At 27.5% G+C, this 17,567-nt stretch carries 19 protein-coding genes and 4 tRNA genes; 7 read left to right on the plus strand and 16 right to left on the minus strand.

Annotation, left to right across the window (positions count from 1 at the left end; translation table 11 throughout):
• Positions 1-5 precede the first annotated feature (5 nt).
• Positions 6-917 carry a siderophore ABC transporter substrate-binding protein gene (locus AC1B00_RS05115; RefSeq protein ID WP_488848528.1) on the plus strand — a complete coding sequence of 304 codons (912 nt, stop codon included), beginning with the start codon at positions 6-8 and terminating at the stop codon, positions 915-917.
• A gap of 57 nt (positions 918-974) precedes the next feature.
• The gene (corA, locus tag AC1B00_RS05120; protein ID WP_488848530.1) at positions 975-1,934 is read left to right on the plus strand and encodes a magnesium/cobalt transporter CorA; all 960 of its coding nucleotides are present in this window, start codon (positions 975-977) and stop codon (positions 1,932-1,934) included.
• 65 nt (positions 1,935-1,999) lie between these two features.
• On the opposite strand, the gene AC1B00_RS05125 is transcribed toward corA, so the two are convergent.
• Entirely contained in the window at positions 2,000-2,815 is an 816-nt protein-coding gene (locus AC1B00_RS05125; protein WP_488848532.1) for a mechanosensitive ion channel family protein, read from the minus strand.
• Positions 2,816-2,909: 94 nt separating this feature from the next.
• Between AC1B00_RS05125 and AC1B00_RS05130 the strand changes: the two genes are divergently transcribed.
• Complete coding sequence (locus AC1B00_RS05130; protein WP_488848535.1) at positions 2,910-3,485, plus strand: DJ-1 family glyoxalase III; 576 nt, start codon at positions 2,910-2,912, stop codon at positions 3,483-3,485.
• An 848-nt stretch (positions 3,486-4,333) separates the two neighbouring features.
• On the opposite strand, the gene AC1B00_RS05135 is transcribed toward AC1B00_RS05130, so the two are convergent.
• From AC1B00_RS05135 to AC1B00_RS05155, 5 genes are all read right to left on the minus strand, one after another.
• Positions 4,334-4,421 (minus strand) — tRNA-Ser (locus AC1B00_RS05135).
• Positions 4,422-4,463: 42 nt separating this feature from the next.
• Positions 4,464-4,537 (minus strand) — tRNA-Cys (locus AC1B00_RS05140).
• Positions 4,538-4,540: 3 nt separating this feature from the next.
• Positions 4,541-4,628, minus strand: a tRNA-Leu gene (locus AC1B00_RS05145).
• Positions 4,629-4,646: 18 nt separating this feature from the next.
• Positions 4,647-4,721: transfer RNA gene (locus AC1B00_RS05150), tRNA-Gly, on the minus strand.
• A 65-nt stretch (positions 4,722-4,786) separates the two neighbouring features.
• Positions 4,787-5,683, minus strand: a complete 897-nt coding sequence (locus AC1B00_RS05155; RefSeq protein ID WP_488848537.1) for a GGDEF domain-containing protein — start codon at positions 5,681-5,683, stop codon at positions 4,787-4,789.
• Positions 5,684-5,876: 193 nt separating this feature from the next.
• Between AC1B00_RS05155 and fliQ the strand changes: the two genes are divergently transcribed.
• Together fliQ and AC1B00_RS05165 are read left to right on the plus strand one after the other, a co-directional pair.
• Complete coding sequence (gene fliQ / locus AC1B00_RS05160; protein WP_239817592.1) at positions 5,877-6,143, plus strand: flagellar biosynthesis protein FliQ; 267 nt, start codon at positions 5,877-5,879, stop codon at positions 6,141-6,143.
• Positions 6,140-6,562 carry a Sua5 YciO YrdC YwlC family protein gene (locus AC1B00_RS05165; protein WP_488848542.1) on the plus strand — a complete coding sequence of 141 codons (423 nt, stop codon included), beginning with the start codon at positions 6,140-6,142 and terminating at the stop codon, positions 6,560-6,562. The genes fliQ and AC1B00_RS05165 overlap by 4 nt, the downstream gene beginning before the upstream one ends.
• Before the next feature lie 21 nt (positions 6,563-6,583).
• Here the strand turns inward: AC1B00_RS05165 and AC1B00_RS05170 are convergent, their stop codons facing one another.
• The 3 genes from AC1B00_RS05170 to AC1B00_RS05180 all read right to left on the minus strand — a co-directional run bounded on the left by AC1B00_RS05170 (position 6,584) and on the right by AC1B00_RS05180 (position 11,211).
• Positions 6,584-7,642, minus strand: a complete 1,059-nt coding sequence (locus AC1B00_RS05170; protein WP_488848544.1) for a hypothetical protein — start codon at positions 7,640-7,642, stop codon at positions 6,584-6,586.
• Positions 7,643-7,649: 7 nt separating this feature from the next.
• Positions 7,650-9,167: an MBOAT family O-acyltransferase gene (locus AC1B00_RS05175; RefSeq protein ID WP_488848545.1), complete on the minus strand. Its 1,518-nt coding sequence runs from the start codon at positions 9,165-9,167 to the stop codon at positions 7,650-7,652.
• A 64-nt stretch (positions 9,168-9,231) separates the two neighbouring features.
• Complete coding sequence (locus AC1B00_RS05180; RefSeq protein ID WP_488848546.1) at positions 9,232-11,211, minus strand: HAD-IA family hydrolase; 1,980 nt, start codon at positions 11,209-11,211, stop codon at positions 9,232-9,234.
• A 204-nt stretch (positions 11,212-11,415) separates the two neighbouring features.
• Between AC1B00_RS05180 and galU the strand changes: the two genes are divergently transcribed.
• A complete protein-coding gene (gene galU, locus AC1B00_RS05185; protein WP_239817608.1) occupies positions 11,416-12,237 on the plus strand; it encodes a UTP--glucose-1-phosphate uridylyltransferase GalU in 822 nt (273 codons plus the stop codon).
• On the plus strand, positions 12,234-13,439 hold the full coding sequence (locus AC1B00_RS05190; RefSeq protein ID WP_488848549.1) for a glucose-6-phosphate isomerase: 1,206 nt from the start codon (positions 12,234-12,236) through the stop codon (positions 13,437-13,439). Before galU ends, AC1B00_RS05190 begins: the two co-directional genes overlap by 4 nt.
• 126 nt (positions 13,440-13,565) lie before the next feature.
• Here the strand turns inward: AC1B00_RS05190 and AC1B00_RS05195 are convergent, their stop codons facing one another.
• Genes AC1B00_RS05195 through AC1B00_RS05225 form a run of 7 tightly spaced genes read right to left on the minus strand, consistent with a single transcriptional unit; the run spans position 13,566 to position 17,566 of the window.
• A complete protein-coding gene (locus AC1B00_RS05195; protein WP_488848551.1) occupies positions 13,566-14,384 on the minus strand; it encodes a 4-(cytidine 5'-diphospho)-2-C-methyl-D-erythritol kinase in 819 nt (272 codons plus the stop codon).
• A complete protein-coding gene (csrA, locus tag AC1B00_RS05200; protein WP_239817611.1) occupies positions 14,381-14,626 on the minus strand; it encodes a carbon storage regulator CsrA in 246 nt (81 codons plus the stop codon). The genes AC1B00_RS05195 and csrA overlap by 4 nt, the downstream gene beginning before the upstream one ends.
• Positions 14,620-15,417 carry a pseudouridine synthase family protein gene (locus AC1B00_RS05205; protein ID WP_488848555.1) on the minus strand — a complete coding sequence of 266 codons (798 nt, stop codon included), beginning with the start codon at positions 15,415-15,417 and terminating at the stop codon, positions 14,620-14,622. The genes csrA and AC1B00_RS05205 overlap by 7 nt, the downstream gene beginning before the upstream one ends.
• 3 nt (positions 15,418-15,420) lie before the next feature.
• Positions 15,421-16,212: an META domain-containing protein gene (locus AC1B00_RS05210; protein ID WP_488848557.1), complete on the minus strand. Its 792-nt coding sequence runs from the start codon at positions 16,210-16,212 to the stop codon at positions 15,421-15,423.
• Positions 16,212-16,604, minus strand: coding sequence for an META domain-containing protein (locus AC1B00_RS05215; RefSeq protein WP_488848559.1), 393 nt, complete (start codon positions 16,602-16,604; stop codon positions 16,212-16,214). The genes AC1B00_RS05210 and AC1B00_RS05215 overlap by 1 nt, the downstream gene beginning before the upstream one ends.
• The gene (locus AC1B00_RS05220; protein WP_488848561.1) at positions 16,601-17,011 is read right to left on the minus strand and encodes an META domain-containing protein; all 411 of its coding nucleotides are present in this window, start codon (positions 17,009-17,011) and stop codon (positions 16,601-16,603) included. The genes AC1B00_RS05215 and AC1B00_RS05220 overlap by 4 nt, the downstream gene beginning before the upstream one ends.
• Entirely contained in the window at positions 17,012-17,566 is a 555-nt protein-coding gene (locus AC1B00_RS05225) for a TlpA family protein disulfide reductase (protein ID WP_488848562.1), read from the minus strand.
• Between the last annotated feature and the right edge of the window lies 1 nt (position 17,567).

Below are 17,567 nucleotides of genomic sequence, written 5' to 3' on the forward strand. Positions count from 1 at the left end.
AAATTATGTTTAAAGGTTTAAAGTTTGCCCTTGCAGGGCTTTTGGTTTGTGTTTGTGCAAATGCAGTAGAAATTGAGGCGCTTAATGGTGCAAATGAAAAGATTAAAATCAATGTGCCTAGCGATCCTAAAAAGGTTGCCGTTGCTGATCTAGCTACTCTTGATACACTTGATAGCTTAGGTTTAGGAAATAAGGTTAATGCACTTACAAAAAATACAAAAATTGATTATCTAGCTAAGTATTTTGATAATAAAAATATAGCTCACATAGGAAGCGTAAAAGAAGTAGATATTGAAAAGCTTTTAGCAGCAGAGCCAGAAATCATCTTTATAGGCTCACGCCTTGCAAGTAAATACGATGAATTAAGCAAAATCGCACCTGTTGTATATCTTGGAATTGATTATGTTAATGGCACTTATGAAAGCGTGAAGAAAAATGCAGAACAAATCGCTAAGATTTTTAATGTAAGTAGTGATGAGATATTTAAAAACTATGAAAAAAGACTAAATGATATAAAAGTAAAAGCAAATGGCAAAAGTGTAATAATTGGTCTTGTTACAAAATCAAATTTTAATACTCTAGGCAATCTTAAAAGATGTGCGATGATAGGAACTGATGCAGGATTTAAAAATATAGCAAATGATGCTAAGACAACACACGGAAACGATGCTAGTTTTGAACTAATTTTAAAGCTTAATCCTGATTATATCTTTGTGCTAGATAGAGATAATGCTATTAACAATAAGGGGTCAAAAACTGCAAAAGAAATAATGACTAATCCTATAATTGATAAAACAAATGCAGCAAAAAATGGCAAAATTTATTATCTAAATCCTAGCGTTTGGTATTTAACTGAAGGTGGAATTAAGGCTATGGATTTTATGCTAAGTGATTTAGAAAACGCATTAAAAGAGTAAGAAATTACTCTTTTAAGCCTTTATAACTATAATAGGCAAAAACTATAAAGGATTTTTATGATTTTTGTTTATTGTAAAGAAAATTCAAGCGTTATAAAATACGAAATTAAAGCTAATGAGAAAATCCCTGAAAATGTTTTGTGGGTGGATTTATTTAACTTTACTTTAGATGAAATTAGCTTCATTGAAAACAACTTTTATCTAAAGCTTCCAAATGATGATGAAAAGTATAATATAGAAGAAAGTGCAAGATACTGGGAAGAGCAAGATACTATCACAATAAATAATGTATTTTTAAACAAAGACACCCTTGATAACACAACAACTACAAAAGATACAATTACATTTTTACTAAACAAAAAAGTATTATTTACTATAAGAGCTAAAGAACTTCCTACCTTTATAAATGTAGAAAATATAATACTCGCAAATCCAACTCATTATAAAAGTGGCTATGAGATATTAAATGAGATTTTTGATATTAGAGTGGATAAAGATGGTGATGTTTTAGAGTGGATTGATAAAGAATCAAGGGCGTTAAAGGCTGAGATTTTAGCACAAAATGTATCGCTTGATTATGACTTTTATCTAAGCAAAATCTCAAATCTTCAGGATTTAAATATGCAAATTAGATATTCATTATTTGAGAAGAAAAAGACCTTATCATCACTAATTAAAAGCGATAAAATAAGCGCTCATATAAAAGAAAATCTTGATATTATTTTAAAAGATTTAAATTCTTTAATTGAATTTAGCCTTTCGCAACTTGGGATTTTAGACAATATTCAAACGATTTTAACAAGTAAAATTGACATAGAACAAAACAAAATCATAAAGCTTTTTACTATAGTAACCGTTGCAATGATGCCACCTACTTTAATAGGCACGATTTATGGAATGAACTTTGAAAATATGCCTGAATTAAAATGGGAATATGGGTATTTTATAGCTGTTAGTTTGATGGTGATTTCAACAATAATTCCTATTGTATTTTTTAAGAAAAAAGGTTGGTTATAAAAAAGAATTTGAAATAGGAATTTGGCTAAATTATAAACTCAAATTCCTATTCGTGATTTTAAAAATTATTTTATAAATACCTTTGTCATAGCTTCATTAATAAGCATTGAAGCTCTTTCGTAATTTTCGTTTTTAACCCACATTTGAACGCTAACTTCAATATTTGTATCATTTACGCTTTTTACACCAACAAAAATAGCTGGGTCTTTTAAGATTAATTCATTTGAGCCTAAAGTGTTTTCAATTTCTTTTCTTAATTCGCATAAAGCTGATGGTTCAATTGTTTTTGAATAATCTATTCTTCTTACTTTTTCACGAGAATAGTTATAAATACTATTGCTAATTACTTGAGAGTTTGGAACTATTATATTTGTATTATCGTGCATTCTAAGAGTAACTGAGAATAAGCTAATATCAGCTACAAAACCTTCAACCGCACCGAATTTTACATAATCACCAATCTTGAAAGGTCTAAAAACAATAACTAAAACACCGGCTGCAATATTTGAAAGCGTTTCTTTAAATGCAAAAGATATTGCAAATGAAGTCGCGGTAAATAAAGCCACAAACGAAGTTGTATCTACGCCTATATTATTAAGCGCTGCTAAGATACCAACAACTAAAATAATGATTTTTGATAATTTAACTAAGAAATTTGTTAGCGTTTCATCTGTGCTTACTTTCATTAAAGCAATTTTTAAAATCTTGCCAACAATATTCATAAGAATTAAAGCTAAAACAATAATAATAATTGAGCCTAAAATCTTAAATCCATACTTAAGCGCAAAAGCTTCAAAATCAAAACCTGCACCTTGCAAATCAATCATTTTGTTTAGAGTTTCAGCTGTCGCTGCTTTTACATCTTGAACCGTTGATTCCATAAACATCCTTTGAAAAAATTTGAAAATCAATATTAACAATTAATTACTTAATTTTAATTAAAATATTTACTAATTTTGATAAAAAGGAGAGATTATGAAAAATATTTTAATTCCTATGGCAAATGGGGCTGAAGATATTGAGTTAATTAGCATTATTGATGTTTTATCAAGGGCTAAACAATACGGAGCTAATTTAAATATTATCTGTGCTAGTTTAGAAGATGATTTAAATGTAGAGCTTGATACAAAAATGGTTTTAAAAGCTAAAGTAAAGCTTAGCGAAGTGGATTTAAATAGCATTGATGTGATTGCTTTAGCTGGTGGATTTGGCGGTATGACAAATCTTAAAAATAGCGAGAAAATAAAATCTATATTACAAAATCTTAATTCACAAAAGAAATTAATAGCAGCGATTTGCGCTTCACCTATTGTATTAGATAATGCAGGGGTTTTAAGCTCTGAATTTACTTGCTATCCAGGGTGCGAAAAAGGTCTTAAAGGAACTAGACTAAATGAGCCTGTTGTAGTGCGTGATAATATAATTACAAGCGCTGGACCTATTACTTCTATTTATTTTGCTTTAACAATTGTAAGAGAGCTTGGCTTTATTGAGCAATATAATGGAATGCTTGATGGTTTATTAGTAAATCAATTTGGCATTAAATTTTAGGAGTAAATCTCCTAAAATTCACAAAGAATTTGAAATAGGAATTTAAAAGCTATCAAGCAAGAGATTTTGCTTAAATTATTATTGAAATTAATCACAATACTATTAATAATATAATTTTATCCAACAGCAATCTTTAAATATATTACACTCAAATTCCTATTTCAAATTCTTTAAAAATAAAGCAACTTAATATCAAGTTTAATGGTTGTAGGCGATTTAGTTTTTTTGTTGGCTGTGGTGATGAAGTTAAATCAGTTGATTATTATAAAAAATACCTAGAAAAAGCTAAAATAAAAAATGTAACAAAAATGAGAAAAATAAATGAAGATCAAAAACAAGATTGCAAAAACGCATCAGAAGATAGATTTAAGTAGATTTGCGAAATCTTGGAAAAAGCCAAAAAACCATTCTTAGCGTTACCGAATGGAATTAAAGAACCTAAAGATAAATAAACATATTATATTAATTTTATTTCTACTTCTAATACCAAATATGCTTTTAGAGACTGCAAATGCTCCTAGCCCCGATGGTCTTTTAGCGGAATTAAATCAAATATTAAAGTTAGCTATCAAAAACATTTTTTTAAAAAATTTAAATTAAGGGATTTTTAATAGTAAGAATGTTCTTATTTAACAATAAGCCTTTAAATATTCTAATTCCTATTTCCAAGAAAATTTTAAAGAATTTGAAATAGGAAATTAAACCTACTTAAACTCAAAATACACAAATTACTATAAATAAAATAAATCTTTCAAGAATATTTTATTTTAACGAAGGAGCTAAAAGTTAAAACAAAATATTCTTAATTTTAATAAAATATAAAATGAAAAAGATTGTTAAAAATGAAGTGGCCGGGAGAAAGGGATTCGAACCCCTGGAGGCTTGCACCTCAACGGTTTTCAAGACCGCCGCTTTCGACCACTCAGCCATCTCCCGAAAAATTATTAAACAAGCGATAATTTATGCTAAAAAGCCTATTGGAGGTGATACTCGGATTTGAACCGAGGATCAAGGCTTTGCAGGCCCATGCCTTACCGCTTGGCTATATCACCTTATGGTGCCCAGGGCCGGACTTGAACCGGCACGGTAAAAACTACCGAGGGATTTTAAGTCCCTTGCGTCTACCATTTCCGCCACCTGGGCTTTAGTATATAAAACAACTGGAGCGGGAAACGAGGTTCGAACTCGCGACCCCAACCTTGGCAAGGTTGTGCTCTACCACTGAGCTATTCCCGCATATGAAATAAAGACTGAATTATATATATTTAATCTTAAATAAAACTTAAAACTAAAAATATTTTTTAAGATACTTGGATATTTACTAAATTTTTTCCGCTTTTTTTACCATAATAAAGTTCTTGGTCTGCTATTTTGAAATATTTTTCAAAGTCATCTTTATTAGGATTTTGTATAAAAATTCCACCTATTGTTATAGTTGGTTTTATATTGTATTTTTTAAGCTCTTGTCTTGCTACTGAATTTTTTACTATATTCATACAATGCTCTGCTTCTTGATTGTTTTTAAGATTTACTTTTACTATAAATTCTTCACCACCCCATCTAGCAACCACTCCTTTATATTCTAATATTTCGTAATAAATTGCTGATGCTACGCTTTTTAAAACAATATCGCCTATATCGTGACCATAATTATCATTTATAGCTTTAAAATTATCTATATCGCATATTGCTATTAAAATTGATTCATCTTTATTAAGATTAGAAACAACCTTTTCTTCAAAATATTTTCTATTAAAAAGACCTGTTAAAAAATCTTTGTGTATCAAATAGGTTAAATCTGCTAGTTTTTTGCTCTGAGAAACTGTTGCTAAAGCACCATATACAATCATAAAAACAGCACTAGCAAAAGAATTTACATAGAAAAATAATTCTTGAGCATAAGAGTATTCGCCAACCAAATAATCTTTAAAATAATGTAATCCATATACACTTAAAATCAAACCGCAACTTACCATTGCAATAGTAGACCATCTAGTAAAAAATGTAAATTGTAAGAAAAACAAACACATAAAAATAACATTAAACCCACTAGCAAAACCTAAATAATAAGACCCTGCTATTTGATGAGTAAAAATCTCAAAAAATGTCATAAAAAAGGCTAATTTTGTTCTATGTATTGAATACAAACAAATTGCTAAAATATAATTTGTAATAGAATAAATATTAAAAATAGCCATCGGAGTTATTTCATTAAAATAAAAAATCAAAAAATAACAGCAATGGGTAAGGAGTATAGATATTAAAAGCCAAAGGTTTATATCAAATTCTTTTATTAGTTTTAAAAAATTAGTTTTAATAGCTTTTCCTTGTTTTGGTTATATTTAGTTATTTTGCCTAAAATTATTTAATAATTAGATGATAAGGATTAATATGGAAAGCACACTTGTTTCGCTTGGAGTATCAACTTTTAAAATTGCTTTAATGCTATCTTTGCCAATGCTACTTGCTGGACTAATCGCAGGTCTTTTGATAAGTATTTTTCAAGCTACAACGCAAATTAACGAAATGACTTTAAGTTTTGTGCCTAAAATAATCCTAGTTGTTATCATAATAATATTTTTAATGCCGTGGATGATGAATCAAATGATAGATTTTACAACCATGATTTTAAATAAAATTCCAAGCTTTGTAAAATGATTTATCTAGCACAAACTGACACTACTGCGGGGTTTTTAAGCAAGGATTGTAAAGAAATTAATTTTGCCAAAAAGCGAGATTTAAATCAGCCTTGCATAATAACAAGCGCTTATCTAACAAGCTTAAAACTTTTAGCAAAATGCCCAAATAGGTTTAAAAACAAAATAAGAAAAGCAAAAAAAACCACATATATTCATAAAAACGGCTTATCTTTTAGGCTAGTAAATGATAATAAACATAGTATATTTTTAAAAGATTTTAAATATTTATACTCAAGTAGCGCTAATTTACACGGAGATAAATTTAATATAAACTATGCAAAAAGTATCGCAAATATAATCGTAGATGATAATCTAAACGAATCTAGCTCATCTACAATGATAAAACTAAGCAATCATAAGCTAAAAAAAATTAGATAATTCCTATTTCAAATTCCAAAACTATTCTCTAATATCTAACCTTAAAGCTTCTTCGTAAGCTTTAATATCATAATTTTCTACTTTTTTAATAAATTTGTTAAATTCTTCTTCCATATTATCTATTGAAATAATATTTATCCCTTCGTTTATAGCTTTGTTTATACGAGAATTTATATGTTTTTTATAATGCCATTTATCTCCAAGATAATTATTCATGTTAGCAACAAATTCCTCATTACCAAAAAAATATAATTTAACATTTTTATATTTCAATAATTCTAAAGATAAATTTTTAAACATATAAATATCATCTTTATAATCTTTATAATACAATAATGGGTTTGGCGGAATAATTATATGAAAAGTTGTATAAGGGTATTTTTTAATATAATAAATCAAATAATCATCAAGAATTTTTTTACTATTTAATATATTATTAAAACTTCTCTTAAAATTTTTACTAAAAAAGTCTTCTTTATCAAGCTTATAATCATTTCCTACTTTTTTAACAATTTCTTCATAATCGTTATTTTTTGATAGGTAATAGTTTTCATAATCACCTATACATTCTCTATTTTTCAATAAAAACACCAAACATTTATAGTCTAAATGTCCTTGAAAATAAAATTTAAATTTATCAAACAATGTAGAGTCTACTTTATAAAATAACGATATGTCTTTTTTATAATGAATTAGTTCATTATTTATATAATCAAAAGAATATAAAATATTTTTTACATTATTTTTATTAGAAAATAAGTAATTTAAAATATAAGATCTCTCTATAAAAGAAGAGCCATTTATAGAAATATTCACATACTTACCATTTTGCAACTCTTGAGGATCATTAGCTAAAAGCATTGAAGTTCCAAGTATAACACTATCAAAATCATAATTAGAAATTACACGTCTTGCTACAAACCTATTGTCTCCTATTTCATTATAACTATCATGATATTTTTCGCTAAATAATTGTAATGGATCATAAAAATACATAGAAATAGTAATATAAATCAAAAAAAATAATAATAAAAAAGGGCAAATTAAAAACCAAACAATCTTATTTTTATAACTTCTCATAGTTTTCCTAAAAATTAAAATAAATAAACTTCGTATAAGGCTGATAATTGCTATAAATAATTACAGCTGTAAAAATAAGTCCATATAAAAAATAAGAATATTGATTATCAATGTATTTTAATCTCATGATATTTTGCAAAGTTCTAAAAGCTAAAACAAACACCATCATTAAAAGCACAGCGTTTAGTATAGCGCTTTGTCCTATTGTAAAATGCTCTCCCCACTTACCAAATGCAAACAAAGGATTGTCTTTAAATAGTCTTTGCATATTAGGACTTAATACGATTTGCCCATGCACCAAAAACATACTCTTAATAACACTTATTGCATCATTTATACTAGTAGCTCTAAAGAACACCCAAGTAATATTAATAAACTCAAATGTAATAATCCACATTATTACTTTATAAAGCTTACTATTTAGTCTATTCTTGAACCAATTAGCGTTATTAAACACACTCATATATGCTTTATGAATACATATAGCAATTCCATGCAAGCTTCCCCATACAATAAATCCCCATCCAGCTCCATGCCACGCTCCACTTATTAAAAAGACTATAAATAAATTTATGTATTGCCTAGATTTGCCAACTCTACTTCCTCCAAGTGGGATATAAATATAATCTTTTAAAAATCTTCCAAGTGTCATATGCCATCTTTGCCAAAACTCCGAAATACTTAAAGATTTATAAGGGGAATTAAAGTTATAAGGTAGTTTTATATTAAAAAATAATGCTAAGCCTATTGCCATATCTGAGTACCCACTAAAATCAAAGTAAAGCTCAAATGTATAAGCATGAGTTAATACCCAGCTTTCAATTAGATTCAATATTCCACCATCTTCTACAAACTTATAAGTTGCATCAATACTAGGAGCTAGATAATCAGCTAAAGCTACTTTTTTAAATAAACCAATTGTAAAAAACAATAATCCTAAAGCTATGTTTTTATATCTTAATATGAAGTTGTTTGGATTTTTAAATTGTGGCATCATTTCTTTATAATGCACAATAGGTCCAGCAATTAGCTGTGGAAAAAAGCTTACAAATAAACTAAAGTTTATAAATCCTAAAATACCCCCCCCCACGAGAGTTTTTATATCACGCTGATACTTATAACAATCGCTTAAAAAGGCGATTTGTTGAAATGTAATAAATGAAATTCCAAGTGGGAGTAATATAGTTGGATTTATAATGTCAAGACTAAAAATATTGTTTATATTATCTATAACAAAGTGTTTGTATTTAAAATATCCTAGTATTGCTAAATTTAAACCTATTCCAAGACTTAGTAAAAGCTTACTTTTATACCTCATTAATAAATGATAAAAAGTATAGTTTATTAAAATATAAGCTATTAGTATAAACACAAGTGAATATTTAAAATAAGCATAAAATATAAAACTAGCAAATATCATAAAAACTTTTGCTAGATTTATTTGCTTATAGTAATTTAATGTGTGATATAAAATAAATATTATTGGTAAAAATATAAATATAAACAAATTTGAATTAAATAACATAAATTACCTTTTAATTTTAATATCTACAAAATATATTAAATTATTTTATATATTTGCTATTTTATTACCTACAAACAAATTTATTTTTATATTTATAAAAAACATATAACAAAAAATTTTTAAAACTAGTTTTTCTAAGCTTTCTATATCTAAAAGTTCTAAAATCTTGAATATACTTATTTAAGCCTACATAATTATTATTATGTATATTTTCAGTATGTTTTAAGTTACTAAATTGTTTTATATCTTCAGAGTCAGCTTTTAATGTAAAATCTTTCAAATAATCGTAAATATCATCACAAGTTAAATTTTTAAAAAAATCATTAAAAGAATAATGTTTAATATCATATGCAAAATACATCGCTCCTTTTATAATCTTTGAATAAATTTTACACCTATCCACCTCATTATCATCAAAATCACTATATATTGGTTTACCTGTTTCTGTAATATCTTTAACAGTCGGATAATTAGCGGTAATAAGACTCTCAACTAAAACAACATTTAAATTTCTTTCTGGATCTTCATCAAAAATAGGGATGATATTAAGGTTCGCTTTTTGTTTTCCTCCTATCCAGTATATTCCATATAAATCATCATTATTAAAAAAATTTAATAAAGCTTTTTGTGCCGAAAAATTAATCGCAATTACATCAAATATTCCTATCTTTCCCCAAGCTTTCTTTTTAGAAAACAAATAATTTTTGTATTTTGCTTTAAAATTTGTATCATCTAAAAATTTAGATATATATCTTGATAAGTAAATATAATAAGATGGAACCTGATTATGCAGTAATCGATAAAATTTTCGAATTAAAAAACCATCTCTTGCAATAAACATTAAATTATTTATATTATTTTCTATAACATTTTTTTGCACCTCGTTAGACAAGAAAAGAGACAGTATACCTGCATATTTATAACCTATTTCTTCCCAATATTCCATAAAAAAATGATATTTATAAATCTTCAACATGTGAAGATTAATATTAAAAATTATATTATCACATTTTGTATAACTTTTTATATTAACATCATCTTTATATTTATTAATATGAATAGCATGAATTCCCAATTTTGTAGACATTTTATAGTCTGCATGCTCATTATCTCCAATATGTAAAATTTCACTATAATCTATACCAAATTTATTAATTATTTCTTCAAACAAATCTCCATTATGTTTTGTTTTCCTGTATTCAGATGATAAAAACAAACAATCATATTTAATACTATTTTTATTAAGAATATCATATATAGTATTTTTATCTAAATACATATCAGAAGTTATTATAATAATTTTACCTATTTTTTTTAATTTATTTATCAATTTAACTAAACGTATATTAGGTGTCAAAATAGATTTCTCAAGCATTTTTTCCTGCTCTTTTAAATACATTAAATCGCTTGGTATGTTTTCATAAATTTCATCTATATTAATTTCACTATATTTGCTAACTTCTCTGGCCTTAATTTCAGCATTTATTCTTATTTTTTTAAAATCTTTAACATTATTAAGAATTCCCAAATGTTCGAATAAATCAGTTGGATTTTCATATGGTCTAAATAATAGAGTATCGAATATATCAAACGAAATATACTTAAATTGCTTTGAAAATTTATAAATACGATTCATTGTAAAAATTGATTTTGGCAATGAATTACATAAATAACAATATTCATTATAATATAAAGTATTTGAAAAAAAGTCTGTTTTCAAATCGTTTTCTATGCCAAAAAAATCATACTTTGATAGTTGTTTTAATAAATAATTTTCATAATTCGTAGAATTAAGTCTTATTAAATAACAATCTTTAATTAAATATTCTATGAATCTATTACAAAGCATTTCATTTTCTGTTTGATCTATATATAAATATAATTTATACAATATTTTTAATCTGTTATAAATAAAAGTTTGTCTTGCTGTTTTCCAATCATAATTTTCTAAACTAGGTAGGTTCTTAACAAAAAAACCACTGTCGAAACTACAACCGAGTTTATCCTTTATTATTTTATCTAAATCACTTATTAATTCCAACATATAAATTTCTCCTAATAGACAATTAAATTAATATTATATTTACTTAAATTAAACTTAAAAACAATATTTCATTTTATTTATTTAAATAATTTTATAAATTAAAATTAAAAATATTGGTAATAATAATGTTTAAACTTTTTTAATATAAACTAATACATTATTGCTAAATTTTTTTAATACACACCTATAATCAAGGATACAAATATGATAAAGACTTGTATATTTCCAGCGGCGGGTTATGGAACTAGATTTTTACCTGCTACAAAAACTTTACCTAAAGAAATGCTACCTATACTTGATAAGCCTTTAATTCACTATGCTATGGAAGAAGCTATTGAGGCAGGACTCACAAATATTGGTATTATTACAGGTAGAACAAAAAGGGCTTTGGAGGATTATTTTGACATATCTTATGAGATAGAAGATGCTATAAAAGGCAGCGAAAAAGAAAAGCTTTTAAGCGATGTTCGCCGTCAAATGGAAGTATGTAATTTTACATTTACTAGACAACGCAAAATGAATGGTCTTGGAGATGCTATAAATCACGCAAAATATATGGTAAATAATGAAGCTTTTGGAGTGATTTTGGCTGATGACTTATGCGTAAATGATGAGTGCGGTGTAATGAGTCAAATGGTAAAAGCTTATGAGAAATATCGTTGTAGTGTAGTAGCACTTATGGAGGTGCCAAATAAAGATACCAAAAAATACGGAATTATAGAAGGTGTAAAACTAGAAGAAAACATCTATAAAATCACCGACATGGTAGAAAAGCCTGACCCAAAAGACGCTAAAACAAACTTAGCTATTATAGGTCGATATATTCTAACTCCTGATATTTTTGATATCTTAGACAATACCCCTGCAGGAAAAGGCGGAGAGATACAAATAACAGACGCACTAAACACTCAAGCAAAAGAAGGGAGATGTATTGGGCTAGTATTTAGCGGACTTAGATTTGATTGCGGTAGCGTAGAGGGCTTTTTTGAAGCTACAAAATACTTTTATGAAAGAGATTTTAAATGATAAATTACGAAGGGTATTTTGAAAAAACTAGCAAAGAAATCATAAATGATTATATAGATAGAATGAATGCTGAAAGGCAAAGTGGCGAAGTGGGGTTTTATGATTTGCCACTAGAATTTGAAATAGGAATTTCAAAATTAAAAGAAGCAAAAAAAATCTTTGCAAACAAAAGTCATTTTGTAGTGCTTGGAATGGGTGGAAGTAGCGTTGGAACAAGGGCTATTGCTAGTTTTTTAGGTATTAAAAACATTGATTTTTTAGACAATATCTCAACAACTCTTTTTAATGAAATCTTAGAAAAAATTAGTCTTGAAAAAACCCTTTTTATCCTTGTTTCAAAATCAGGAAACACTATTGAATGCATAAGTTATTTTAGGATTTTATGCGACGAGTTAAATCTTAGCATAGATGAGCTAAAGCACCATTTTATCGGTATTTGCATGAAAGAAACCAAGCTTTATGAGTTTTTGCAAACAAACGAAATTCTGCATTTTGACTTAGGCGAAAATGTTAGCGGTAGATTTTCTGTACTTAGTAATGTTGGGCTTGTGCCATTATATCTTGCAGGGGCTGATGTAGAAAGCATTATAAATGGTGCAAAAGCTTGTATGAGTGATACTTTGGCTCATGAGCATATCATAAATCTAGCCTACACGCTAACAACGAAAATGATTAATAAAAACTATGTTTTATTTACATATTGTGAAGAATTACGCCATTTTAACGAGTGGTTCGTGCAGCTTGTAGCTGAAAGTCTTGGCAAGTTTAAAGAATACAAACGCGTTGGACTTACTCCAATTAGCCTAATAGGTCCAAAAGACCAGCATTCGTTCTTGCAACTCATAATTGAAGGTCCAAAGGATAAGTTTGTTGAGTTTATTCGCATAAAACCAAGTGAGAATAGCCCAAAAATAAAGCCTATAAAAGGACTTGAAAACCTTGAAAATCAAAGCGTAGGACATAGCCTAGATGAGCTACTTTATGCTCAAAGCAAATCTTGTCTTGACGCTATAAAAGCTGAAGGAATTGATACAAGCCTAATTGAGCTTGATAGCAAAAGTGCTTATAATATCGGCTATTTGATATATTATTATGAGCTTGTTGTTGGAGCTTGTGGGCTTATGATGGGGATAAATACCTACAATCAACCAGGCGTTGAAAGCGCTAAAAAACTTCTAAAAGTCTTACTTACTACGAAATAGGTTTTATAAGACCTATTTCTTGTGCGAATTAAAAATCAAATTCCTATTTCAAATTCTATGAAATTTCTTATTATATTAGATTAAAAACAAAAGAATTTGAATTAAGCTTTTAAGTTTTAAAATTAATTAAACTAATTTAAAAAAACTTCCGCCACTACCGCTTAAAAAAAGCTCTTTTTTAGCATAATTTATAGTGCTAGGATACAAAGCATTGCAAGGTCTTAATAAATCATTTAGCTCGTAATTTTTAAAAGTGCTTAAAAGCTCCTTTGTTTTTAGTCTGCTAAACTCGTCGTTTTCATAATATTTTGGCTCTTTTGCAAACTCACAAAATACATCTTTTGTACTACAAGGCTTAGAAAATTCTAAGCTAAACTCACATTCATCATCGCTAAAGTCTTCTATAATTTCTCCATATCCACTAACATTTGCACTCTTTAGCCCACTAGCAAAAAAGCTAACATCAGCCCCACTCTTACTTGCAATTTGCATAATATCAAAAGGCTTTATATCGTTTAATAATTTTATAAAACAAGCTGCGTTTGAACTAGCCCCACCAAGCCCTGCAAAAGTTGGGATATTTTTTTGCAAAATTAGAGCAAAATTATTTTGAAATTCCTGTTTTAAATTCTCATCAACTAAGCTTAAAACCTTTGAGAAAATATCGCTTTTTGAATAAAAATTGCTTACCAAATTATCATTTATTAAATACATTTTATCAAGCAAAACATCTTCTTTAAACTCGCTTTTAAAAGCAATATTTTTGATTACGGAATTTAGATTAGGAATTTGCTTTAGATGATAATCTTTTGCTTTATCCTTTGGCACTAAAAACAACTCATCATATAAATTATCAAGTCTATAAAATCTTGAAATTAATTGATGGTAGCCGTTTTTTTTGCCTGTGATTTTTAAAAATACATTGATTTTTGCAAAAGATTTCATTGCTTATCTTTTTTATACATTGAAAGAGAACTCACTAAGCTATCTAATAAATCGCTTGATGATGCAGCTGATTGAATATTTTCATCTTTTACGCAATCTACCAGCTCATCTCTTAAAATCAAAGTTTGCTTTGGTGCTTCTATGCCGATTTTTACACTATCGCCTTTGATTTCAAAAATCTTGATTTTAATCCCACCATCAATTACTATTCCTTCTCCTGCGTTTCTTGATACTACTAACATTTTTCCACCTTATTTAAAATATATTCTATTTTTTCATCTAGTTTTATTATGCTAAAACATTCTCCTAAATCAATTTTATATGTTTTATATTCTTGATATTTAAAATCATTTAAACTAAGCTTTTTGCCTAATAAAACATCGTTTATATCGCCTAAATATTCGTTTTCTTCTAAATCAACGCTTGCAAATGCGTTATAAACTTTAAACTCTTTAAACTCACCTTCGCTAATTCTTCTAAGAGAACTTAGCGTTCCTACTACGCCTAATTCATCACAAATTAATTGTGCGTATGAGCGAACATAAGTTCCTTTGCTAGCACTTAATCTAAAGCTTATAAATGGGAAATTATAATGAAGTAATGTAGCCTTTACACTCATTACACACTCACTTAGCACTACTTCTTCGCCATTTCTCGCTAGTTCATAAGCTCTTTTGCCATTGATTTTTTTAGCGCAAAATATAGGCGGAGTGTATTTTATATCGCCTTGAAATTTATTAAATGCAGCCTTAATTTGCTCTAAAGTAGGCTCACTTACATTAGTTAAGCTTATATTTTCATTATCAAGACTAGGGCTACTTGCACCAAGCCAAATTGTAGCCTCATAAACCTTTGGCTCAAGATTTAAAAAGCGAAATAATTTTGCATGTTTTTTATCAGCGCACAAAAGCGCTCCACTAGCAAAGGGATCAAGCGTTCCTGAATAGCCTAATTTTACGCCCAATTTTTTGCCTAATTTACTTGCGTAGGTGTTTGAGCTTATATTTATAGGTTTATTTGCTAGAAAAATCATCTTTTACTCATAATGCAAAATCAAATCTTTGCTAAAAAAGTCATTTCTTTGCTCTTTTAATGTTTTTAGATTTGTTTTTAGTATGCTTTCAAGCTTTGAGCTTTTGCATTTTAAAGCTGTGCTTTTAATATCACTAAAAGAAAACTCGTTTGTATATCTATCGCCGTTTTTTGCCTGAGTTAATTTACCATAAATTAGATTACAACCTACAAAAATAGTAAATTCATCATTTTTTATCACAATGCCCCAAGCTTTTTCATTAGGTGCTTTAAATAAAGAATTTTTATATTTTATCGCTTGTAAAAACTCGCCTTTGCTTAAAAGTTTGCCATTACTCATATCAATGTTTGAGATATTATATAATTTAAGAAGCTTGTCTTTAAATTCGCTAATTACTTTCTCGTCATAATTTTTATAAACAACTAAATCTTTTAAATTTATTTTAATTTCTTCGTTTTCTAAAAACTCGCAATTTCTTATTTTAAATTCCTTAAGAGTTTTTAGTATAAATTCTTCATCAGCTTTTGCTGTTTTAGAACACATATAGGTGTTTTGCTTGACCTCATCTAAGATTAATAAGCCATCGTTTTGCTTTATTTTGCCATAAAACATATTGCATTTTGTATTTAGCTCAAACTCATCTTTATTAATAATAAAATTATAAGGGTTACTTCCAGCTAAAACACTATTTGTCTTCTTATCCACTAAGCTTTGTATTTCGTAATTGCCATCTTTAATAATCGCATTAGCATTTGCAAAAAGAACTAAAAATACGCTTAATAATAATTTTTTCATTAATTGCTACCAAATTTTATCTTTATCTTATCATTACCTAAGATATTTTCATGCTCTAAACTAAGCTCATCTAGTGAATCTAAAAGTAGTTTTTCAAGCATTGCTTCTCTTTTAAAGCACATCATTTTAGTGCTTGCTAAGTTATTGAAAAATAATTTGGCGTTTTTTTGTTTAGTATCTGCAAATAATTTATTGCAACCTACATAGATTATAAATTTATTTTTATCTAGAAAAAAAGCCCAACCACCAGTGTTTTGCTCACAAACGCCACTTTTAGTATCTAAAATACAATCTATTCTATATTCGCCATCTTTGATAATTTTTTCATTATTTTGATTACTTGCACAAGCAATGAAAACTAATGCAAGTAAAGATATTAAATATTTTTTCATTTATTTTCTTCTATTGTGATTTTCACTTTATCATTTTCTAAAGAATTTGAAGAAATATCTAGCTCAGTTAGTGAGCTTGTAACCAGATTTTCAACCTTCATCAAATCCTCAGGGCACATCATTTTTGTACTTGCTGGAGCTTTGAAAATTAACTTACCATTATTTTGTTGAACTTCTCCAAAAATTCTATTACATCCAACAAACATTCCAAATCTATTATTTTCAATCATAATAGACCAATTTCCTGTATTAGGATATTGTGAATTATTTTGCTTATCAAGAATATGAGTTATTTTATATTCGCCATTTTCAAGAGTTTTATTTGCATTCATTTCATTTCCTTGATTTTGTATATTTGCACAGCCAAAAAACGCTAATGCACTTAATAATATTAAAGATTTTTTCATTTATTCTCCTTTGATTTTGTTGATACTTTCTCTTAATAAGCCTTCATCGGCTTTACCTAAAATAAAATACTCATTACCTAGTTTTTGATATTTGCCATCTTTTAACATAACTTTAAAAGGTAATTGAACTTGAGTGTTATATTTTATATCATTTGTAATTGCTTCTACGATTAAATCTGCCCTTTCATCATTTGTTAAAAAATAATAAGCATTGTAATTTTTAGCAAATTCTTTTAACTTTTGTGCGTCTGCATTTTCTGCATAAGATAAGCCTAAGATTACTAAATCATCTAAATGTTTTGATTGAATATCAAACAACATAGGAGCTTCTAATCTACAAGGCTGACAAAATGTGCCAAAAATATCAATTAATAATAATTTATTGCTATCAACTATTTTAAAGCCATTTTCTAATCTTTGTATTTTAAGCTCTTGATTATCCCAACTCTTAAGAGTTATTATATCTCCTGCTTTTAATTCTTTTACGCTCTCATCTTTGCTACAAGCAGTTAAAAATAAAGCAAAAATACTTAATACTAATAATAATTTTTTCATA

This window comes from Campylobacter sp. DY7, assembly GCF_057802535.1.